This window comes from Shewanella sp. 553 (assembly GCF_059338375.1).
Genome location: NZ_CM181701.1, coordinates 608,483 through 629,663, shown reverse-complemented (window position 1 = coordinate 629,663; position 21,181 = coordinate 608,483). Strand labels below are relative to the sequence as shown.

The window sequence follows — 21,181 nt, the reverse complement described above, 5'->3', positions numbered from 1 at the left end:
AAAATACCGCTTTAGAGGTAGTTAAAAGTCAGGTCGTAGCCTCGATGATGCCGACTTATATCGCCTCGCAAACCCACAAGGTTAATCATCATGACCACGCTAATTGAGATCCACTGCGCCACTGAACTTAGCCAGTTGCTGCAACAAAATAATGCTGTGCTGTTATTGTTTGGTGCCACTCATTGCGGGGTTTGTCAGAGCATTAAACCGCGAATAGGTGACATGCTGAGGGATGAGTTTAGTCAGATGAAGTGGGCTTATATCGACTGCCATGCACACCCCGCCATTGCAGCGGCGCACCATGTATTTAGCCTGCCTGTAGTAGAACTCTATTTCCAGGGGCAAGCTTTTGGTCGTTTCTCTAAGGTGTTTTCGATAAGGGAGCTCAAAGAGGCGATTGCTCGCCCCTATTACATGTTGGACTAATTAACAATGGTGACCTTTTCAATCACTATCGCCTTAACAGGAACATCATCATGCTTGCCTTGCGACTGAGTCTTTTGCAAGGCAATTTGATTGACCACATCCATACCCGCTTGCACCCGACCGAACACCGCATATCCCCAGCCGGCATTAGTCGTGGCCACATGATCCAAAAAGGTGTTATCGGCCAGATTAATAAAAAACTCAGCGGTGGCCGAATGAGGCGCATCGGTACGCGCCATGGCAATGGTGCCTTTTACATTGCTAAGGCCACGATTGGCTTCATTAACGATAGCCGCTCGCGTTGGCTTCTCCTGCATATCGACGCTAAAACCGCCACCTTGGATCATAAAACCTTTAATCACTCGATGAAAAATGGTCCCCTCAAAAAATCCCTCTTGGCAATATTTGAGAAAGTTTTTACTGCTGATCGGCGCCCGTTGCATATCGAGCTCAATCTCTATATCACCTAAATTGGTGGTCAAAATAATCATTAAACAGGTGTCCTGTGACATAAGATGCCTGCGAGTATAGCGCAGCCCTCAGATGACGAGAACACTCCTGGCAACATCGCGCAGCCCACTGGAATAAACAGCCCTGCGCTGTTTGTATTCAGTCGCAATTGGCGCTTAAATGGCTCTTACAGGCAATCACTTTAGGTGCAATATGAGTACAGATAAGCGTTACTTTTATGAACCCCGCAACGGCCACGGCCTAGCCCATGACCCCTTAAATGCCATTATTGGCCCGCGCCCTATTGGCTGGATCGCCTCACGCAATGCGCAAGGTGATCGCAATCTGGCACCTTATAGCTTTTTTAACTGCTTTAACTATCATCCGCCCATCATCGGCTTTGCCAGCGTCGGCTATAAAGACAGCGTGGCCAATATTGTCGATACGGGTCAATTTGTCTGGAATTTAGCAACGCGCCCCTTAGCCGAGCAGATGAACCAAACTTCGGCGGCCTTACCCCATGGGCGAGATGAATTTGAGTTTGCCGGGCTCACTCCTGCCCCAGGCGTTCTCGTGGCGGCCGATAGGGTGGCACAAAGCCCAGTGAATTTTGAATGTAAGCTATCGCAATGCATTCAACTGCAGGCGGCTAACGGGGACAAAATTGATACTTGGTTAGTACTTGGCGAAGTGGTTGCGGTGCATATTGCACCGCATCTGCTTGACGCTCAAGGTGTTTATCAAACGGCGCTGGCCGAGCCTGTGCTGCGAGCCGGCGGCCCATCGGCTTATTACGGTATTTCAGAAGCGCAGCGTTTCGACTTAACTCGTCCTACTGCATTTTAATCTGACTACAATGACTACCCATAAAAAAACCGCCCCATGCAACATGGAGCGGTTGTTAACAAGAGTCACTCAGACCGCTTATGCGACTGCGACTTTACGTCTTCTGTCTGCGATGATGATACCAACTAAGGAGATCACCCCAGCCGCGATACCGATGGGCTGACTCAATGATTGCTCAAGCCCTAAACCTATCCCTGCCGTGGCGATATAAGAGACGGTCACACTGGTACCTACGGTCGCCGGTAGACTGACGATCCAGTGGATGGTGCCACGATCGAACAAGTACTTCGTCGCTAACCACAACACACTGGTCGATAACAACATGTTAGAGAAGGCGAAATAACGCCATACCAAAGAGAAGTCAATTTTGGTCATAAAGTAGGCGATCACCAAGATAGGGACAGCAACAAAGAGACGATTACGAATGCTCTGTGGGATCTTAAAGGCATCGATAATGGTTAATCGCAATGAGCGAAACGCAGTATCACCCGAGGTGATAGGAAACACGGCCACGGCAATAATCGCCATAATACCGCCAGCAACGCCTAGGTAAGTGGTCGCTACCTGATTTACCACTAGGCCAGGGCCGCCTGCATCGAGAATACTTTTTAGCTCAACATAACCGCCCGGGAACGCCGCAATACCTGCCATAGCCCACACACACGCCACAATACCTTCTGACATCATTGCGCCGTAGTACACTGGACGCACATATTTTTCATTGGTTAAGCAACGCGCCATGATAGGAGCCTGTGTCGAGTGGAAACCACTGATCGCACCACAAGTAATAGTCACAAACAGCAGGGGCCAAACTGGTAATCCATCAGGGTTGGGCGCCAACAGGTCGTTGTTGTAATGGCTGTGATCGAAATAAGCAAAGATATCGCCCATCTCTGGCAGTTGCGGCGCACTGAACAACAAAGCTACGGCAATCGATACTGTCATAACAATCATCAGTAATCCAAAAAATGGATAGAGTTTAGTGATGATTTTATCGATTGGTAGCAAGGTTGCTAAAAAGTAATAGCCCAAGATAACCAATACCCAAAAGGTATTTTCAGCAAAGATGGTGTCTTTGAAAAAATCCAAATTACTCAGCAATCCTGCTGGGCTCATGATAAAGACCACGCCCACAAAAAACAGCAGCATGGCGGTAAAGATCAACATGATGGCTTTAAAATAGATATTAAAATAATGACCGGCAATTTCAGGCAGACTCTTACCGTCCTCTTTGATGCTTAATACACCAGAGAAGTAGTCATGCACCGCACCACCAATAATGTTACCCAGTACAATCCAGACGAGCGCTACTGGACCGTATAACGCCCCCAAGATAGGACCGAAAATCGGCCCTACACCCGCCACGTTCAAAAATTGAATTAAGAACGCCTTAACCGGATGCACTTCGACATAATCGACGCCATCATTGAAACGAGATTGAGGAGTTTTTGCGTTAGGGTCAATACCCGCCTGACGTTCTACAAAAGGACTGTAAAATTTATAAGCCAGTAGGAGTAACCCAATACAAATAAAGAATATTAGCATTGTTATCACCATCCGTATTTATGAGTAGGTTTTAATTTTTATATTTTCAGTAACTTATACTAAGCGGTCTACTGGTGAAAGGTTGAATAGCTCATGCCCCCTTCAACAGGATAGCACTCAGTTTTACACCGTCGTCACTTGTAAGCATCCTGCAAACGGCTTGTAACGAGGTTGCTGAATCCTACTACAGCGGCGCAAGAAATAACATTAACAATAACAGTTACCAAGGTTAAATTTTTAATTCTCTATAGCAGGGTTTCATCGAGAAGTAAGCTAAACAGGGATAAACATAACCGCTTAGGTAACAGTAACCTAAGCGGTCTACTATCCTTTATAATAAGGTTTTGGCGAGCGTTAAACTGTCCTCAAGGTGGCGCGCATAGGCCACCTTACCCTGGCGCTTTCTTATGCCTGCGCGGCGTAATTTAAGGATCATTCTCGGCTGCAGATTGTTAATGATCAGCGCCACATTTTTGCTCTGCAGTTGCTGAGCTATCGATTCCATCGCGACAATGGCACTCATATCGAGCAAGGTGACATGGGACATATCTAAAATCACCACTCGTACGTCAGGGCGCACCGCCGTGATGGTTTGCAGCGCCTTTTGCGCCGAGCCAAAAAACAGCGGCCCATCGATATCGTAAATAACCACTTGCTCAGGAATCGCATACTGTTCATGGTCGAGCTTCATCGCTTTAGGACCACTCAACCTTATGCTGCGGCGGATAAACAAGATTGCCGCCATTCCCATACCGACCGCAACGGCAATGGTCATATCAAATAACACGGTCAGTAAAAAACAGGCGAGTAAAATCACCACATCGTCTCTAGGCGCGATCTTGAGCGTGCGCATAAAATGGCGCGCCTCACTCATATTCCAGGCAACCACTAACAGTAATGCCGCCATCGACGCCATCGGAATGTAAGCTAATAACGGGGACAACATTAAGATGCTTAATAAGATAAACCCGCTATGCACCACCGCCGACAGTGGCAAGCTCCCCCCCGCTTTCACATTCGCCGCCGTGCGGGCAATGGCTGCCGTGGCGGGGATCCCCCCAAACAGGGGCGCCACCATATTGCCTATCCCCTGACCAATCAGCTCATCATTAGAGTGATGCCGTTTGCCCGACATCCCATCGGCTACTACCGCACATAACAAAGACTCTAATGCGCCTAATATGGCGATGGTGATTGCTGAAGGTAACAGCTGCCTAATCAGCTCAAAACTCAATCCTATGGGAGCGCCACTGGCATCGGGAAGCTCCCATGGCCAAGTAAAGCTGGGCAATAACGGCGGGATCCCTTGCCCTGCCACCCCACCAATTTCATAATGAAAACGGCTACCTATGGTCGCCACACTAAAATCCGTTAGCCCTTGGGTTAATAACCACGCCACGACGGCGCCAACGGTCAGTGCCACTAAGTGTGCCGGTATTTTTGAGCGCAACTTTGGCCACAGCAATAACACCATTAAAGTGATTGCACCAATCAAGGTTTCCTGCCAAGTGATACTAGAAAACGCCGAGCCTATGGCCGACACCTGTTGTAAATAGTGACCTTCTACAGGCGCCACACTCAAACCAAAAAAGTCTTTAATTTGTAATGTGGCGATCACCACCCCGATACCAGCGGTAAAGCCTATCGTGACAGGATAGGGAACTATCTCAATCAGCCTACCCAGCCGCGCCATGCCCATCAGCACTAAAATCATGCCCGCCATAAAACCGCTCAGCAGCAAACCGCCTAAGCCAAACTGCTGTACTATCGGCAGCAAAATCACCACAAAGGCTGCTGTTGGCCCCGAAATATTGACTTTAGAGCCCCCGGTAATGGCGATAATTGCCCCAGCGACCATAGCGGTATACAGGCCATGTTGCGGCGGCACACCGCTAGCAATAGCCAGTGCCATAGATAAGGGCAGCGCGATGACGCCAACGGTTAAGCCCGCCAACACATTGGCTTGCAACTCGACGCCAGAAAGCGGTTTACTCAATGATTTTTTCAGTGCTGATAACATCTTAATCCCGATAATGTAACGCTAACGCTTGCAACACACTAACGGGCTATCGAGTGTAATGAGTCCAGATCACGGCTTGTTTGCGCTAGGGCAAGTTTGGGCAAGTCAATGAGGTGACGATACACCTTAGAGTCTCTGTGTGCGAAAAAGCAAAAGCGCTTAGCAACATAAGAGTTTTATAACCACAGCGTGATTATGGTTTTTTATTGTAAACCTACAGCACGCATGGATGTAAGGGGCTGGGCATAAATAATTTACCACTGAGGCTTTAAGCCTAGATAAAGCCAAGATTCACTAAGGTCATTAACCGCTACTGACACCCGCTCAAAAAATCAGCGAGCGGCCGAGATAATACACAAATGTGAAGTTACACCCTTGAGCCACAACCGCAATTAGCGCATGATATCAGCCCCTTTACAGACTCAAGTGGTATCACTTTATCTGTAAAAGGGATCCGTTCGGATGAAGGTAGCAGGAGAGCGGGGATTAACCCCACACCGACGAGGCAACTCTGCATGCATAAGCTCAGCGCTTAACGTACAGAGCACTCTTTCAGGTACCACTTAGGTGGTGAGGACTGTTACTGGACGAGCCTCTGGAGAGACTGTGCACAGATAGGTGAGCGTTTACCTAAATATGACACAGCGCCGAAGGCGAAAGTGGCGATGGTATCAATCCATCACCGCGAAACGCTCAGGCAAAAGGACAGAGGAGAGGATGACTGTATGCGTCGTCATTTGCCGCTGCCCATTTTTTGCCATCGCTTGGCCGAAACAGCACATCTGCACTTTACGATACCGAAATTCAGCCATTTCTTTTCCTCCTCCGATTATTAAGACGAATCGTCAAGCAGTTTAATACTCGAGGAACAACATGAACTTTCACGCTTTACTCACAGATATCAATGCCATTGTATGGGGCCCCATTACCCTATGTTTATTGGTTGGTACAGGTCTATACCTCACCCTGCGACTGCGGCTATTACAGGTGTTTAAATTACCCTTGGCGTTAAGCCTGTTATTTAAACCCGCCAGCGGTAAAGGGGATCTGTCATCTTTTGCAGCGCTGTGCACCGCCCTATCGGCCACCATAGGTACAGGTAATATTGTTGGCGTCGCTACCGCCATAAAAATTGGTGGACCTGGCGCCCTCTTTTGGATGTGGCTGGCCGCTTTTTTTGGCATGGCGACCAAATACGCCGAATGCATGCTGGCGGTGAAATACCGCACGGTCGATGAACGTGGCAATATTGCCGGTGGCCCCATGTACTATATTGAACGCGGCTTGGGGCTACCTTGGCTGGCAAAACTCTTTGCCCTATTTGGTATTGGCGTGGCTTTCTTTGGGATCGGCACCTTCGCCCAAGTCAATGCGATTAGCGATGCCTTAACCATTGCCTTCGACGTTCCCACTTGGAGTACCGCCGTGGTCTTAACCCTGCTGGTCGCCGCCGTCACCTTGGGCGGGGTTAAACGTATCGCCAATGTCGCACAAAAGTTAGTACCCACTATGGCAATAGGCTATGTATTAGCTTGCATTTGGATTTTATTTAGCTTTTCAGAGCAAATAATTCCAGCCTTTGAATTGGTATTGCACTCAGCCTTCACCCCGATCTCGGCCGCCGGTGGATTCCTTGGCGCCACTGTGGCCCAAGCACTGCAAATTGGTATTGCTCGCGGAGTATTTTCCAATGAGTCTGGTCTAGGGAGTGCGCCCATTGCCGCCGCGGCGGCGAAAACCAACGAGCCGGTTGAGCAAGGGCTGGTGAGCATGACGGGCACGTTTTTCGACACCATCTTAATTTGTACCATGACAGGCTTAGTATTGATCATCACCGGCGTCTGGAATGGCGACACTGCTGGCGCCGCCATGACCAGCGCCGCATTTGCCTCTGGTGGCTCGGTCATCGTCGGTCAATATGTGGTGACTATCGCGCTGGTCTGTTTTGCCTTTACCACTATCTTAGGCTGGCACTATTATGGCGAACGCTGCTGGCACTACCTCACGGGTAACCGCCTCGGCCAGCACGGCATTAAAATCTATCAATGGTTATTTTTAGGCTTAATCGCCGCCGGCGCCTTTATCCAACTGGACTTAATTTGGATGCTGGCCGATACCGTCAATGGCCTAATGGCGATCCCTAACCTCATTGCGATCATCGGCTTAAGAGATGTGATTTTGGCTGAAACCCGCCACTACTTTACTAAGCGCAAACAGCTTGTGGCTGAGCAGGTAACTGCGTAAGTTCATTAGTTCATTGAATTATCTCGGCTACACCCAATAAAAATGGGGCATAATTGCCCCATTTTTATTGCTCTTTAATCCTTAGTCTCTTGATGACTACTGCGTTTTTAATAAGCTCATCACCGCAGGCACCGACTCAATTTCACACTCTTGCATCACCTCTTCAATAGTTTGTGCCATAACTGGACGATGTTGCCTGACCACCTGATAGAGCTGAAAACACAAGATGATGTCACTCTCAGTAAGCTGCTTATGTTGGTGCGCCATCGCCGAGAGATAACCGCGCATGATAAAGCAATCGAGCACCAACAGCCTAAAGGCTTTCAGCGGCGCCTCTTCGCCAAGTAGAGGAAAGTGATGATGAAAAATGGCGTAGAGAATATAACGCTCAAACAGATCGCGATGCTCACCTAAGGCGGGGAGCGCAATAGCATTCCACGCCTGATTCATGGCCGCGATACTAAACTCATTGCCTTCATTGCAGATGGCCGAAACCGCCTCATTTAAGCGCGAAAAACGCGCCCTTGTGGCCCGAGAATGAATTTGACAAAAAGTGGAGTGAACCCCAAAAAAGGCGTGCGACTGCGGGATAGGGGCATAAGGCAATTTAGCGTATTGCTCGACCAATAATCCCGCCTCGGCAAATTGCTTCAGCTGCAAAAAACGCTCATCGAGGGCGCTGTCGGGTAACAGGCCCGCTCGCACCTGTTCACTGGTTTTCATTAATAAACCAATGGCCAGCAGCGCCGGCTCCCAATCGAGTCCTAAACCCACTAACAACTCTAGGCTGTACTCATAACTCTTTTCCAGCCAAATCGGAGAGGGCTTAACCACCGCCTTATGACCACTGTGTTGTGCATCAAATTGAAACGCATCGGGATGAAACAACACGATACGCGCAACTTCTGGACAAGACATATGCAGCGAGCGGTATTTGTTACCGCCAAGATGACGGTCGAGTTTAGGGTAGGTCTTACAAGTGTCACTTAAGGCCGCTTCACCAGCATGTTTATGAATATTGCACAGCTTTTGCTCATCAAGAAACGGACAGCCTCCTTGCTCATCAAGCTTTACCGTAGCCCAGTTAGCCGCATTTTTTTTCACTTCGGTAAAGGCTATCTTGGCAAGCGAGGCAAACTGAGGATGGCTGACGGTTTTTTTATAACTTTTCTTGTCAAACGTAATGGTCCAATCGTTACAGCAACTGTCTTCACATTCGGGGCCAACACAGTTAAATAGACTGACATAATTGGGTTTGATCACAAGATTGTTCATGGAGCCACTTAATTACACTTAAATTTAAACAAAGGTAACAAGAAAGCCAGCGCATCGACAAGCTGAATTACTTGAGAATGCGCTTTACTCCAAGTGATAAGGCATTTTTATCCTGCACATTTAACATAACTGACCTTGGCGTAATTAACTATACCAATAAAAGCAAAAGCTTAAACTAGCTTGCTACTATGCTTATCAGACTATCTATAGCGCAAAGTCGATCCATTATGGGTTATCCCCCGTATAGGGCCATGGTCGAGACCAACCTGATTATTTGATGTAATCGACAATCGATGCAATTAGAAGATGAATGTAAAATTGCAATGTGTTACCAATATCTTACTCGCGCATTATTTAACCAAGGGTTACCCTTAACGTGATGCACAACAGGAGTTGTCATGAGTACAAGCGTTATTACGCTGGATAAGATCTGCAAAGGATTTACCGACGGCGATAAGTTTCATCAGGTACTCGATCATATCGATTTACACCTGCACCGAGGCGATACCGTAGCCTTAACCGGCCCCAGTGGCTGTGGTAAAAGCACCTTGCTCAATATTATCGCCGGCTTTGAGCGGCCGACCTCGGGCACCTTATCCCTGTTGGGAACACCAACCACCCAGTGGAATGATGCCAACTGGAGTGAATTTCGCCACCAGCAACTAGGAGTTGTTTTTCAGCAGTTTAATCTACTCACCCCGCTGAATGTTGAAGACAATATCGCTTTCCCCTTGCACCTCAATAACGAGTGCTGGAACCCTTGGTGCGATCACCTCGTCGACACCTTGGGACTTAGCGCCTTGCGTAAACGCCATGTGGAAACCCTGTCCGGTGGACAACAGCAGCGTGTGGCCATTGCAAGGGCGCTGGCGCATAAACCTGCACTGTTACTCGCCGATGAACCCACGGGCAATTTAGATCAACAGGCCAGCCTTGAGGTGATGCGCCTGATTTGCACGCTCGCAGCAGAGCACCACACCAGTATTTTAATGGTGACCCATAGCCAAGAGTGCGCCGAGTTTATGCAGCGCCGCTGGCACCTGGATTTGGGTAAGGTTCATGAATAACCCGCCCAGTCGCCGTCATACCATTAACCCTCAAGCCCTAAAAGGTTGGCTACTCACCCTGCGGGTGTTCTTGGCTCATTATCGACAATCACCGCTGCAAGCAGGCGCGATTATTATCGGCATTATCCTCGCGGTCACCCTGCTCACAGGCGTGCGTGCCACCAATGAAAATGCGATCAACAGCTACAGTAACGCCACCGAACTGTTAAGCCAGCAAGCCAAGTGGTTTATCACCCCACTGCCCAATCACCCCTTAAATGAACAACTCTATTTTACCTTGCGCCAACAGGGGGTCACCCACAGTTTGGCGGTGGTGCAAGGCATACTGGTGGATGAACAGGCACGGAACTGGCAAGTTCAAGGCAGTGATATTATCGCCGCCATGAGCGCAGCCCGCGGCCATAGCTCAAATGACGAGAACACCGCAAGTCGGCATCGCTTTAACGGTAACGCGCTGCCACTGGCAAAACTTATCGCTGGTGAGCCTATCGTATTAATGAGTCAATCAAACGCCGAGCAGCTCAATCAACCGACGCTGACTGTCGAAGGGCAAACGCTCAGCGTTATCGCCGTGGATGACCAACTTAATTTAGGCAACCGCCTACTGATGGATATCTCACTGGCGCAGCAACTGCTCAATAAACCGCAGCAACTGAGTTATATCGCCATTTTTAACGATGTTAGCGCACAAAAAGCCCAAATAGAGCAGTGGCTTGAGGATAAGGCTCATCTCAGCCCAAGTGACAATGGCGACAGCATGAAGGCGCTCACAAACAGCTTTCACCTGAACCTCACCGCCATGAGTTTACTGGCCTTTATTGTCGGCCTGTTTATCGCCTATAACGGCGTGCGTTACAGCCTGCTTAAACGTAAACGACTGATCACTCAGTTGCAGCAGCAAGGCATCATGAAACTGTCAATCATGTCGGCATTAGCCAGCGAGCTGCTGGTGTTGGTTGTGGTAGGTTCGCTCATCGGCTTTATTGGCGGCTTGCAGCTCAGTTACTGGTTACAACCTATGGTCTCAGTGACCCTAGAACAGCTCTATGGGGCCACCATTTTACCGGGAATATGGCAATGGCAATGGCTCGCTCAGGCGACCTTATTAACCTTTATCGCCGCCTTACTGGCCTGTAGCTCGCTGTTTATTGAGCTGCTGCGCCAACCGCTGGCCCAGAGCGCTGGGCAATTTCATCAACAAGCCAGTGCCCATCGCGCCCATAAGCGGCAACTATGGGTGTCGCTATGCTTAGCAACCGTCGCCTTAACCGGCATGGCATTAACCGACAATTATCGGATCACCATGGCGTTATTAGGCTTAGTGGTGCTCAGTATCCCGCTGGCCCTGCCTTGGTTATTGCAGCAATTAATTCAAGTTATTGAGCGAGTGGCACCCAAAGGGTTAATTGGTTATCAAATTGCCGAGACCAAGGAGCTGATCCCGCCGCTCTCTCTTGCCATGATGGCCATTCTGCTGGCACTCACGGCCAATATTTCGATGAATAGCCTAGTGAGCAGTTTCGAGCTCACGCTCAAACAGTGGCTCAATGCGCGTTTGCATGCCGACCTTTATATCCGCCCACCTGCTAGCCAGATGCAGCAAATTGCAGATTATTTAGCCGCCGATAAACAGGTCACTGGCATTTATGAGCAGTGGTCGATTAAGAGCCGCGCTGAGCAGCAGCCTATCTATTTAGTGGCCCGCGATGACTACTCAGTTGAGCACACCACAGTGCTTAAAACTGCGGTCGATAACTTATGGCAACGCTTTTTAATCGCTGATGTGGTGATGATAAGTGAACCTTTTGCCATCAAACACCAGTTGCGGTTAAACGACACCATAAAGGTCGATGTGCTTGGCGATATCCCCCTCAGAGTAGGGGCGATTTACTACGACTATGGCAATCCCTATGGGGAGGTGATCGTCTCGACTGTCACCTGGCACCAAGCCATGCTGTCCACCTTACCCATTAGCCTAGCGGTCACCTATCAGGGCGACTTAGCGCAATTAAGCCAGCGCTTGATGCAAAGGTTTTCACTGTCAGATGCACAGATATACAGCCAAGCCCGTATTAAGGCGCAAGCGATAGAGATGTTTAAACGCACCTTTTCTATTACTAAGGTGCTTAATAGCTTAACCTTATTGGTGGCCGCCATAGGATTGTTTAGCGCCTGTTATATGTTGACCCAAGCCCGTATGGCGCCGATTGCACGCCTGTACACCTTAGGGGTTAATCGCCGTCAACTCTCCCTAATGGTCACCAGCCAGATGCTACTAATGGTCATACTCACCAGTATTGTTGCCCTGCCGACTGGTGCGCTACTAGGCTACTTGCTGATCAATAAAGTGACCCTACAAGCCTTTGGTTGGAGCATTGCCATGATATGGGATTGGCAAGCCTACTTCGACGTGACTCTGCTCGCCCTCGTCGCTAGCGGCTTTGCCGTAGCCCTGCCCTTGTATCAGCAAACTCGCCGCCCTCTCATCAGTAGCCTACAGAGTGATGTGTTATGACACTATTATCCTCGCCCCGCGCGGGCCTGTTTATCCTATTACTCTTACTGCTTGGCTGCGATGCACCAGACACCAACCCTCAAAGCGCAATGGGCTCACTGATGGGCGATAATCTACAGGGCTATACTCAGGTCACCCCAGGGCAAACCCTGCGCTTTCCTGAAGATCACCAAGCCCATAACGATTTTCGCCAAGAATGGTGGTATTTGACCGCCAATCTCACCACGGCATCGGGCCAACCTCTGGGGCTGCAATGGACACAATTTAGGATAGCCCTATCGCCCAAGGCGAGTGAGTCCTCATCAGACTGGGCCACTAACCAGCTGTATATGGCCCACAGCGCGGTGACCACCGCACAGCAACATGTGGCAAAAGAGCGCTGGTCACGTGCCCAACCTCAATTAGCCGGCAGCGATGCCGCGCCACTGACGATTAAACTCGACAACTGGCAGTGGCAGAGCCAAAGCCAAGACCTGTTTCCGGCAACCTTAACCGTCAGCGATGAGCAGCTCAGTTATCGATTGTCACTTACAACTAGCGCCCCTTATCAATTACAGGGCGATAAGGGCTACAGCATTAAAAGCGGTGATGGCAGCGTCGCCTCTTATTACTATAGCCAGCCTTTCATCCAAGTCACTGGCGAAGTCACCCTAGAGGGGAAGTCAGTTAATGTCTCAGGCGATGCTTGGCTCGACAGAGAGTGGAGCTCACAGTTTCTCAATAAACATCAACAGGGCTGGGATTGGTTTGCGCTGCGTTTAGACGATGGCTCGGCGCTGATGCTGTTTCAGTTGCGCAGCGGCGATAATCAGGCGAGTCATTTCTACAGCGCCAGACGCATGTATGCCGATGGCAGCGGCCGTAATATCGACTCCACCAGCGCCCCGGCAGACATTGAGATGACACCCACCGACTGGCAACAAACGCCGTCGGGTCGATACCCAGTGGCTTGGCGTATCGCCATTGCAAGTGAACAACTGCAACTGACGATTAAGCCATTAAATCGTGACAGCCATATGCCATTGAGCGTGAGTTATTGGGAAGGGCCCATTAGCATATCGGGGAGTCACCAAGGCACTGGCTATATGGAACTGACAGGCTATTGACGGATAAGGAGTGGCCCAGCCATAGATAGGCGTGCTCACTCCCTCCCTTACTCGCAGGGCGCGACAAACTGCCCGCTTAAGCGTCCTCACCGGCATATCTATCTTGTTAATCATTGAAGTGGCGAAGTCCCCATCGACTTACTAAGCTGATTAATTACAACGAAAGCGCAGCCCCATAAATAACGAACTGAGCGTTAGATCACGCTTAAAAACTTGATCTTGATCGACAAACCGCTCAGTTACCTCTCTGGAGGTATACCCACAAAAAAAACACGGTTTAAACTCAATTTAATCCTAAGGCGGTCACCATAACTAACCAACTGAGTTGGCTACTGTTACTGCGAATAACAAGGTAAACCCCATGCGTCAGGAATATCACGTTACAAGCTTAGTGGTACATGCCGCGCCGAGCGCGGTGACACAAGTGACAGCTGGTATCGAGGCCCTAACTGGCGCCGATATCCACGCTATCAGCGACCAAGCAAAATTTGTGGTCACCCTAGAGGGTGAGTCACAAGCATCTATACTCAAAAACATCGAAGCCATTAACGCCCTCAACGGGGTGCTATCGAGCAGCCTTGTCTACCATCAAGTTGAACCTATAGCAGAAAAGAGTGAGGAAACACCATGAGCATTAGCCGCCGCGAGTTTCTCAAAGCCAACGCCGCAGTTGCCGCTGCGACCGCTGTTGGGGTCACTCTGCCAGTGAAGATCGTTGAAGCCGCTGAGCAGAAGGACACCATCAAGTGGGATAAAGCCCCCTGCCGTTTTTGTGGCGTGGGCTGTAGCGTATTAGTGGGCACCAATAACGGCAAAGTGGTCGCCACTAAGGGCGATCCAGAAAGCCCGGTTAACAAAGGCCTTAACTGTATTAAGGGCTACTTTCTATCAAAAATCATGTATGGCAAAGACAGACTCACTACGCCACTGCTGCGCATGAAGGATGGCCAATATCATAAAGAGGGCGAATTTACCCCTGTCAGCTGGGATGTCGCTTTAGATACCATGGCTGAAAAATGGAAACACACCCTCAAGACCAAAGGGCCGACCGCGGTAGGTATGTTTGGCTCAGGCCAATGGACCATTTGGGAAGGTTATGCCGCCTCGAAACTGCACAAAGCGGGTTTTCTCACCAACAACATCGACCCCAACGCGCGTCACTGTATGGCATCTGCCGTGGGTGGCTTTATGCGTACCTTTGGTATCGATGAGCCCATGGGTTGTTATGATGATTTAGAAGCGGCCGACCACTTTGTGTTGTGGGGCGCCAACATGGCCGAGATGCATCCCATTTTGTGGGCACGTTTGTCAGATCGCCGCCTCAGTAATGCCGATTGTCGGGTACATGTATTATCCACCTTCGAAAACCGCAGCTTCGACCTCGCCGATAATGCCATGGTGTTTAAGCCGCAATCCGATCTGGTGATTTTGAACTACATAGCCAACTACATCATCCAAAACGATGCGGTTAACAAGGACTTTGTTAACAAGCACACCAAGTTTGCCTTAGGCATCACAGATATAGGTTACGGCTTACGTCCAGAGCATCCGTTAGAGCAACAAGCCAAAAACCCAGGTAATGGCAAGTCGACGCCAATCAGCTTCGATGAGTACGCTAAGTTTGTTAGCACCTACACCTTGGAATACGCCGCCAAGATGAGTGGCGTTGAACCTGAAAAGCTCGACATCATGGCCAAAGCCTACGCCGATCCCAATGTGAAAATCATGAGTCTGTGGACCATGGGGATCAACCAGCACGTCCGTGGTGTTTGGGCCAATAACATGCTCTACAACATTCATCTACTCACAGGTAAAATTGCCACACCGGGTAACAGCCCGTTCTCACTCACAGGCCAACCTTCGGCCTGTGGTACCGCTCGTGAAGTGGGTACTTTTGCTCACCGCCTACCTGCTGACATGGTGGTCGCCAATCCAGAGCATCGCGCCATCACAGAGCAACGTTGGCAGTTGCCCGAAGGTACTATTCCGCCCAAGCCGGGTTATCACGCGGTATTACAAAGCCGTATGCTCAAAGATGGCAAGCTTAACTGTTACTGGACCATGTGCACCAACAACATGCAGGCAGGCCCCAATATTAACGATGAAATTTACCCCGGTTTCCGTAACCCAGACAATTTCATTGTGGTCTCTGACCCTTACCCAACCGTCACTGCCATGGCAGCAGATTTGATTCTGCCAACGGCCATGTGGGTTGAAAAAGAGGGCGCCTATGGTAATGCCGAGCGTCGTACCCATATGTGGCATCAGCAAGTTCAAGCGCCAGAAGGGGCTAAGTCTGACTTATGGCAATTAATTGAGTTTTCGAAGCGCTTTAAAGTGTCAGAAGTATGGCCAGCTGAGCTAATAGCCAAGAAGCCTGAGTACGCCGATAAAACCCTGTATGAGGTGTTATTTGCTAACGGTGTGGTCAACAAGTACCCGCTGTCAGACTGCAAAGGCGAGCTTAACGATGAGTCTGCGGCCGTGGGTTATTACCTGCAAAAAGGCCTGTTCGAGGAGTATGCCCAGTTTGGTCGCGGTCATGGCCACGACTTGGCGGACTTTGATGCCTACCATGCCTCTCGCGGTCTGCGCTGGCCTGTCGTTAAGGGCAAAGAAACCCTGCGCCGCTTTGTCGAAGGCAGCGATCCTTACGTTAAGGCTGGCGAAGGCTTTCGCTTCTACGGTAAGCCTGATGGCAAAGCGGTGATTTTCGCCCTGCCTTATGAACCCGCTGCCGAAGAGCCAAACGCAGAATATGACTTATGGATGTCAACTGGTCGCGTACTAGAGCACTGGCATACCGGCTCCATGACCGCTCGCGTGCCAGAGCTTTACCGCGCCTATCCCGATGCACAAATTTTTATGCATCCAGAAGACGCCAAAGCCCGAGGCCTACAGCGCGGCGATGAGGTGATCGTTGCCTCACCTCGCGGTGAAGTCAAAACCCGCGTCGAAACCAAAGGCCGTAACAAGCCGCCAAGAGGCGTGGTGTTTATGCCGTTTTTCGATGCTCGCCAACTGGTGAATAAGCTGATGCTCGACGCGACCGATCCGTTATCGAAAGAGACCGATTACAAGAAGTGTCCGGTAAAAGTGATGAAGGCCTAAGGCATGTTATTTAACCATGAGTTTGCACCACTAAAAGAGGTTTAAGCAGTACGCTATGAGTAAGGTCAATCGACACACCCAAGCCAAAGGCGTTAATCGCCGCCAGTTTTTAGCCACCTCGGCTAAGGCTGGCTGTGCGATGGGATTATTGGGATTAGGGATCACCGGCGTGGCGAAGCAATCATCGCACCTTGACCCGTTAGCAATAAGGCCCCCAGGCGCATTAGCAGAAGATGACTTCTTATCTGCCTGCGTGCGCTGTGGTCTGTGTGTTGAGGCTTGCCCGTACGACACCCTGAAACTGGCCCGCTGGTTTGAGGGTGCGCCGACGGGGACACCTTACTTTACGGCGCGCAAGATCCCCTGCGAAATGTGTGAAGATATCCCCTGTGTTAAAGCCTGCCCCTCGGGCTCGCTGGATCACAACTTGACGGATATCACCCAAGCAAAAATGGGGGTTGCGGTGCTTATCGACCAAGAAAATTGCCTCAACTTTAAGGGGCTTCGCTGCGATGTGTGTTATCGCGTTTGCCCATTGATTGATGAAGCAATCACCCTTAAGCGCCAGCACAATCAACGTAGCAACCATCACGCCCTGTTTATCCCCACGGTCAACAGCGACAGCTGCACCGGCTGTGGGAAGTGTGAGCATGCTTGCGTGTTGCAAGAAGCGGCGATCAAAGTGCTACCGCCCCATATTGCCAAGGGCAAAACCGCCACCCACGATACCTATATCAATACCGAAGAGACCACGCTTGAGATGTTAAACAAGGGGTCACGCCATGACGCATAACAGCATGGGTCATACCACAAACAAAGGTGCCAAGACGCGCTTTGACCAAGCCGCGATTGACCAATTCGGCTGGTGGCGCGCCCACAAGTTTCTATTGCTGCGCCGCGCTTGCCAGCTAGGTGTGCTGTTTGCCTTTGCGATTGGCCCTTGGTTTGGCTTCTGGCTGCTTAAGGGGAATCTGTCTAGCAGTGAGTTATTAGGTGCCGTCCACTTGGCCGACCCGCTAGCGACACTGCAAGTGCTGATGAGCGGCCACTGGCCAGAGCTCAGTTTGCTACTTGGCGCCGCGGTTATCGCCATCTTCTATTGGCTAGCAGGTGGGCGGGTATTTTGCAGCTGGGTATGCCCAGTCAACCTAGTGACTGATGCCGCCAGCTGGCTAAGGCGTAAGTTACATTTACCACGCACAAGCGAAATGCCACGGCATTTACGCTATTACCTATTAGCCGTGGTACTCATACTGCCGCTGCTCACCGGTATTGCGGTGTGGGAATGGGTGAACCCGGTGCCCATACTCTATCGCGCCCTCTTGTTTGGCGCAGGGAGTGGCTTGTGGATATTAGCCGCCATCTTTTTGCTCGATCTCTTCATTTGCGAGCGAGCCTGGTGTGGTCACCTCTGCCCAACCGGGGCGATGTTTGCCCTACTGGGTAAAACCAGCCCAATCAAAATCAGCGCAGTTAACGCCAGCAGCTGCGATAACTGCATGGCCTGTTTTGAGGTCTGCCCCGAGCGCCAAGTATTAAAACCTGCACTAAAAGGGAAAAATCCCATGATAACCGACAGTGACTGCACTCTATGTGGTCGCTGCATCGATGTCTGTGCTCCACGCGTATTTCAGTATCAAAATCGAATTGCCCTAAAGGCGGAGAACAACCAATGAAAAAAGCACTCACTTTAGTCGCGCTCATGGCGCTCAATGCCAGCGCTACTGAACTCGCACCAACCAAAACAGAGCCCGTTAATGTGAGCTCGCTCAGCCACGCGGCGATCACTGAGGTACGCGCTGCCGATGCGATGCCCACTTACCCTAAAAAGGGAGAGCCGATAGCCCGCAGCTTTGTCCACCAGCCCCCGCTAATTCCCCATAAGGCTGATTATAAAATTACCATTAAGAAAAACGGCTGCATGACTTGCCACAGCCCAGAAAAAGCCGTGCGCATGAAAGCAACCCCAATTCATGACTCGCATATGCAGGCCGATAGCCAACTCAACAATGAGTATTTCAACTGTACTACGTGCCACGTACCGCAAGCGGAGAACAAGCAGAAGTTGGTTGAGAATAACTTTTCTAACCAATAAGGTGCGAGATTCGAGCAGGCTTGAAAACTAGCCTATTGTTACAAGCAAAGGCCACCTAGCAATAGGTGGTTTTTTATTGTGTTTGCAATAATGGCAAAGTGTTTGAAGGTTTCACCTTCATGGTGAGTTGTCTGCTAGCACGACGGTATTCTGCCTGTGAATGCTGATAGCAGTTGTTGTAGCATCTAGCTCAAGTATTACTTGGCGGCCTATTTTGAAGGTCGCACCTTCAATAGGTGTTAATTGCTTGCAGCAGGCTTTATGTGTAAGCACTCTTTTGGCTCGGTGAGTGAAGCATAGCTTCGTGCTTATGAACGAGAGACAGGGATTGTCGAACTGGCTTTTAGATAGGGATATCGTTGTGCGCCGTCCCTATACGCTCCACGGCGGTATCTGACCTCCATGGATGGAGGGAATGCCAAAAAATGTAAGGAACATTTTTGGCCATGCCGCCAAGGGCCAAAACCGCGCTTACACCTATATCTAACGCCTCTTCGATTTAGCTTCATTTGCTGTGAATAGCGAGTTTAAAAGCTAACTTGATTTGTGCCCCGCTATCATTAAGTATCCATAAAACATTGATCAATAAATATTAAATGGAAGTATTGATTGACTAATATGTAGGCAATCAATGAAAATGGTAAGATAAATTCATGTCAGTAAGATAATAATGATTAAAGAACACTACACTCTAGTAAAACAAATCCATCATAATTTCATGCTTACAACCTTAAAAGCATCGGTATTAGCGAAAATTGCTTATTCTTCCGTTCGAGGAGTAGACGATGAACCTGGAGCGGTACAGCGGGTTCTAACAGAAAGAAGAATTAAAAGCTTAAAAGACTTTGCTCTTAGTGGTGGTGATTTTCCGGGGAGCATGGTTTTAAACTGGGTGGATGAAAAGCTATCTGTTGATGAAAAAAATACTACTTTTGAATTTGAAATTAATCCAAGGTTAGCTCAGATTATTGATGGTCAACATCGTATTGCCGGCATCAAAGAAGCTATAAAAGAAAATCCAGATATAGGTGATATCAACATACCTGTAGTGATTTATAGCGGATTAACTACACAAGAATGTGCAGATATATTTATAGCAATCAACACAGAACAAAAGCCTGCTCCAAAGAGTTTGGTTTACGATTTATATGGTGTTGGATCTGATGTAGCTATTGATCATGCAGCAGCTCGAGCTAGAGATATTGCAGAATATTTAAATACCGAAGTTACGTCACCATATTATGGCAAGATCAAGTTTCCTGGAGAAAAGCGCCGCAAAGGTGGTATAGCCTTATCAACAGCCGTAAGTGCTATAAAACAATTAGTTGAACCAAATGCTTCGTTTGAACAAATTGGAGTTCATGAACTTCAACTTCAAATAAAATGTCTCAGTAACTATTTTTCATCGATCCAATTAGAGTATGGTTCTGAGTGGGATTTAAATACGAACGCTTTTCAGTATTCCGCTGGATTCTCCGCTGCATGTGAATTTTTCAAGCTAAAACTATTACCTTATTGCAAAATGAAGAACTCATTTAAGTCAGAAACTATCAGTGAAGCTCTTAATATCAAAGAAAATGGCCTAATTAAACAAGATGAAGTTTCAGGTCAAGGCGGTAAGGAATCAATGAAAATTATCTATAATCGTATAGATTCTGCATTTATCCCAGTGGAGGATAATACATCTGAGCTAAGTTTCTAGTTATGCATAAAGCCAATGTATATTTACGTGATCATATTATTATCGGTGAAAGCTTAAGTAAGGAGGATGTGCTTCAACACTCATTGACAATGGTGCAAGCTAGCAGACTAAAACAAGAGCTTTATAAAGATGGTCTAGACTACCTCTATTCGTCTATTGTAACGTTTGTCAGTGCTCTTAATAGTATCGAGCAGGGCTTTTACTCATGGCCAACGGTTAAATTATATTACTCCGCGTTTTATGCACTAAGAGCTCAGTTGGCATTTCGTAATATTTGCATTTTTTATGTAGGAAATAAGCCATATTCTATTAAAGCTAATCACAATGAAAATCCTGTTAAAGAAGCTGGAAATACACATAAATGTATAATTAATGCACATAAAAAGTATTACTCATCGGCCGACGAGCATACCCAAAAAATTGATCTAGAGTTACCATTTGATTGGTTAACAATTCTTAGAGAACAAGCCAATTATAAAGAACCAAAACATTGTGAACCCACTCCTCCAGAGCATTTAAGAATTTTCACGTCCACCTCGATATCAGCCCGAAATATGTTATGTAGTTATGTTAACGACCTTCAAAATCTATATACATATGATAAAGACCACGCAGTTATAGCTATGCCACTCAAGATTATTCACAATGCAATTAAATCCTTAAAAGCCAATGATATAAATTTTCCTGAGGAAGATTTATGTTACATCAATAATCTCTTAACTACTGAAGAGGAGATTTTAGACAGTTTTGGTTGTTTATTAAACTAGCTAATTTGATGA

At 48.6% G+C, this 21,181-nt stretch carries 17 protein-coding genes and 1 riboswitch; of the genes, 13 read left to right on the top strand and 4 right to left on the bottom strand.

The window, feature by feature from the left end; translation table 11 throughout:
* The first annotated feature begins 90 nt into the window (after nt 1-90).
* Nucleotides 91-426 (top strand): thioredoxin family protein, encoded by a 336-nt coding sequence (locus AC5YBZ_RS02850; RefSeq protein WP_475515826.1) that lies wholly within the window; start codon nt 91-93, stop codon nt 424-426.
* On the opposite strand, the gene AC5YBZ_RS02845 is transcribed toward AC5YBZ_RS02850, so the two are convergent.
* Nucleotides 423-917, bottom strand: a complete 495-nt coding sequence (locus tag AC5YBZ_RS02845) for a peptidylprolyl isomerase (RefSeq protein WP_494520079.1) — start codon at nt 915-917, stop codon at nt 423-425. The genes AC5YBZ_RS02850 and AC5YBZ_RS02845 overlap by 4 nt on opposite strands.
* Before the next feature lie 172 nt (nt 918-1,089).
* Here AC5YBZ_RS02845 and AC5YBZ_RS02840 point away from each other — a divergent pair, with 172 nt between their 5' ends.
* Nucleotides 1,090-1,722, top strand: a complete 633-nt coding sequence (locus AC5YBZ_RS02840; protein ID WP_475515824.1) for a flavin reductase family protein — start codon at nt 1,090-1,092, stop codon at nt 1,720-1,722.
* A 78-nt stretch (nt 1,723-1,800) separates the two neighbouring features.
* On the opposite strand, the gene AC5YBZ_RS02835 is transcribed toward AC5YBZ_RS02840, so the two are convergent.
* Both AC5YBZ_RS02835 and dauA read right to left on the bottom strand, forming a co-directional pair.
* Nucleotides 1,801-3,267 carry a carbon starvation CstA family protein gene (locus tag AC5YBZ_RS02835; RefSeq protein ID WP_475515823.1) on the bottom strand — a complete coding sequence of 489 codons (1,467 nt, stop codon included), beginning with the start codon at nt 3,265-3,267 and terminating at the stop codon, nt 1,801-1,803.
* A 331-nt stretch (nt 3,268-3,598) separates the two neighbouring features.
* On the bottom strand, nt 3,599-5,287 hold the full coding sequence (gene dauA / locus AC5YBZ_RS02830; protein ID WP_494543399.1) for a C4-dicarboxylic acid transporter DauA: 1,689 nt from the start codon (nt 5,285-5,287) through the stop codon (nt 3,599-3,601).
* 585 nt (nt 5,288-5,872) lie between these two features.
* A riboswitch (glycine riboswitch) is annotated at nt 5,873-6,006 on the top strand.
* A 154-nt stretch (nt 6,007-6,160) separates the two neighbouring features.
* On the opposite strand from dauA, the gene AC5YBZ_RS02825 reads away from it, so the two are divergent.
* Entirely contained in the window at nt 6,161-7,531 is a 1,371-nt protein-coding gene (locus AC5YBZ_RS02825) for an alanine/glycine:cation symporter family protein (protein ID WP_494543398.1), read from the top strand.
* Nucleotides 7,532-7,627: 96 nt separating this feature from the next.
* Here AC5YBZ_RS02825 and fliB read toward each other — a convergent pair whose 3' ends face one another.
* The gene (fliB, locus tag AC5YBZ_RS02820; RefSeq protein WP_494524329.1) at nt 7,628-8,806 is read right to left on the bottom strand and encodes a flagellin lysine-N-methylase; all 1,179 of its coding nucleotides are present in this window, start codon (nt 8,804-8,806) and stop codon (nt 7,628-7,630) included.
* A 398-nt stretch (nt 8,807-9,204) separates the two neighbouring features.
* On the opposite strand from fliB, the gene AC5YBZ_RS02815 reads away from it, so the two are divergent.
* From AC5YBZ_RS02815 to AC5YBZ_RS02770, 10 genes are all read left to right on the top strand, one after another.
* On the top strand, nt 9,205-9,873 hold the full coding sequence (locus AC5YBZ_RS02815; RefSeq protein ID WP_494543397.1) for an ABC transporter ATP-binding protein: 669 nt from the start codon (nt 9,205-9,207) through the stop codon (nt 9,871-9,873).
* On the top strand, nt 9,866-12,388 hold the full coding sequence (locus AC5YBZ_RS02810; RefSeq protein WP_494524327.1) for an ABC transporter permease: 2,523 nt from the start codon (nt 9,866-9,868) through the stop codon (nt 12,386-12,388). Before AC5YBZ_RS02815 ends, AC5YBZ_RS02810 begins: the two co-directional genes overlap by 8 nt.
* Nucleotides 12,385-13,494 (top strand): lipocalin-like domain-containing protein, encoded by a 1,110-nt coding sequence (locus AC5YBZ_RS02805; RefSeq protein ID WP_494543396.1) that lies wholly within the window; start codon nt 12,385-12,387, stop codon nt 13,492-13,494. The genes AC5YBZ_RS02810 and AC5YBZ_RS02805 overlap by 4 nt, the downstream gene beginning before the upstream one ends.
* Before the next feature lie 361 nt (nt 13,495-13,855).
* A complete protein-coding gene (locus tag AC5YBZ_RS02800; RefSeq protein WP_494520085.1) occupies nt 13,856-14,125 on the top strand; it encodes a chaperone NapD in 270 nt (89 codons plus the stop codon).
* A complete protein-coding gene (gene napA / locus AC5YBZ_RS02795; protein ID WP_494520086.1) occupies nt 14,122-16,605 on the top strand; it encodes a nitrate reductase catalytic subunit NapA in 2,484 nt (827 codons plus the stop codon). Before AC5YBZ_RS02800 ends, napA begins: the two co-directional genes overlap by 4 nt.
* A 55-nt stretch (nt 16,606-16,660) precedes the next feature.
* Complete coding sequence (gene napG / locus AC5YBZ_RS02790) at nt 16,661-17,398, top strand: ferredoxin-type protein NapG (RefSeq protein WP_494520087.1); 738 nt, start codon at nt 16,661-16,663, stop codon at nt 17,396-17,398.
* Nucleotides 17,388-18,281, top strand: a complete 894-nt coding sequence (gene napH, locus AC5YBZ_RS02785) for a quinol dehydrogenase ferredoxin subunit NapH (RefSeq protein WP_494520088.1) — start codon at nt 17,388-17,390, stop codon at nt 18,279-18,281. The genes napG and napH overlap by 11 nt, the downstream gene beginning before the upstream one ends.
* Entirely contained in the window at nt 18,278-18,700 is a 423-nt protein-coding gene (locus AC5YBZ_RS02780; protein ID WP_494520089.1) for a nitrate reductase cytochrome c-type subunit, read from the top strand. Before napH ends, AC5YBZ_RS02780 begins: the two co-directional genes overlap by 4 nt.
* Before the next feature lie 670 nt (nt 18,701-19,370).
* Nucleotides 19,371-20,402: a DGQHR domain-containing protein gene (locus AC5YBZ_RS02775; RefSeq protein ID WP_494543395.1), complete on the top strand. Its 1,032-nt coding sequence runs from the start codon at nt 19,371-19,373 to the stop codon at nt 20,400-20,402.
* Nucleotides 20,403-20,404: 2 nt separating this feature from the next.
* The gene (locus AC5YBZ_RS02770) at nt 20,405-21,169 is read left to right on the top strand and encodes a hypothetical protein (protein WP_494543394.1); all 765 of its coding nucleotides are present in this window, start codon (nt 20,405-20,407) and stop codon (nt 21,167-21,169) included.
* Nucleotides 21,170-21,181: the final 12 nt, after the last annotated feature.

Coding starts and splice junctions, on each gene's coding strand:
- dauA (WP_494543399.1), bottom strand. CDS start 5,287: ATGTTATCAGCACTGAAAAAATCATTGAGTAAACCGCTTTCTGGCGTC.
- AC5YBZ_RS02810 (WP_494524327.1), top strand. CDS start 9,866: ATGAATAACCCGCCCAGTCGCCGTCATACCATTAACCCTCAAGCCCTA.
- napA (WP_494520086.1), top strand. CDS start 14,122: ATGAGCATTAGCCGCCGCGAGTTTCTCAAAGCCAACGCCGCAGTTGCC.
- AC5YBZ_RS02845 (WP_494520079.1), bottom strand. CDS start 917: ATGATTATTTTGACCACCAATTTAGGTGATATAGAGATTGAGCTCGAT.
- napH (WP_494520088.1), top strand. CDS start 17,388: ATGACGCATAACAGCATGGGTCATACCACAAACAAAGGTGCCAAGACG.
- AC5YBZ_RS02775 (WP_494543395.1), top strand. CDS start 19,371: ATGATTAAAGAACACTACACTCTAGTAAAACAAATCCATCATAATTTC.
- AC5YBZ_RS02850 (WP_475515826.1), top strand. CDS start 91: ATGACCACGCTAATTGAGATCCACTGCGCCACTGAACTTAGCCAGTTG.
- AC5YBZ_RS02780 (WP_494520089.1), top strand. CDS start 18,278: ATGAAAAAAGCACTCACTTTAGTCGCGCTCATGGCGCTCAATGCCAGC.
- AC5YBZ_RS02825 (WP_494543398.1), top strand. CDS start 6,161: ATGAACTTTCACGCTTTACTCACAGATATCAATGCCATTGTATGGGGC.
- AC5YBZ_RS02805 (WP_494543396.1), top strand. CDS start 12,385: ATGACACTATTATCCTCGCCCCGCGCGGGCCTGTTTATCCTATTACTC.
- napG (WP_494520087.1), top strand. CDS start 16,661: ATGAGTAAGGTCAATCGACACACCCAAGCCAAAGGCGTTAATCGCCGC.
- AC5YBZ_RS02815 (WP_494543397.1), top strand. CDS start 9,205: ATGAGTACAAGCGTTATTACGCTGGATAAGATCTGCAAAGGATTTACC.
- AC5YBZ_RS02770 (WP_494543394.1), top strand. CDS start 20,405: ATGCATAAAGCCAATGTATATTTACGTGATCATATTATTATCGGTGAA.
- fliB (WP_494524329.1), bottom strand. CDS start 8,806: ATGAACAATCTTGTGATCAAACCCAATTATGTCAGTCTATTTAACTGT.
- AC5YBZ_RS02800 (WP_494520085.1), top strand. CDS start 13,856: ATGCGTCAGGAATATCACGTTACAAGCTTAGTGGTACATGCCGCGCCG.
- AC5YBZ_RS02835 (WP_475515823.1), bottom strand. CDS start 3,267: ATGCTAATATTCTTTATTTGTATTGGGTTACTCCTACTGGCTTATAAA.
- AC5YBZ_RS02840 (WP_475515824.1), top strand. CDS start 1,090: ATGAGTACAGATAAGCGTTACTTTTATGAACCCCGCAACGGCCACGGC.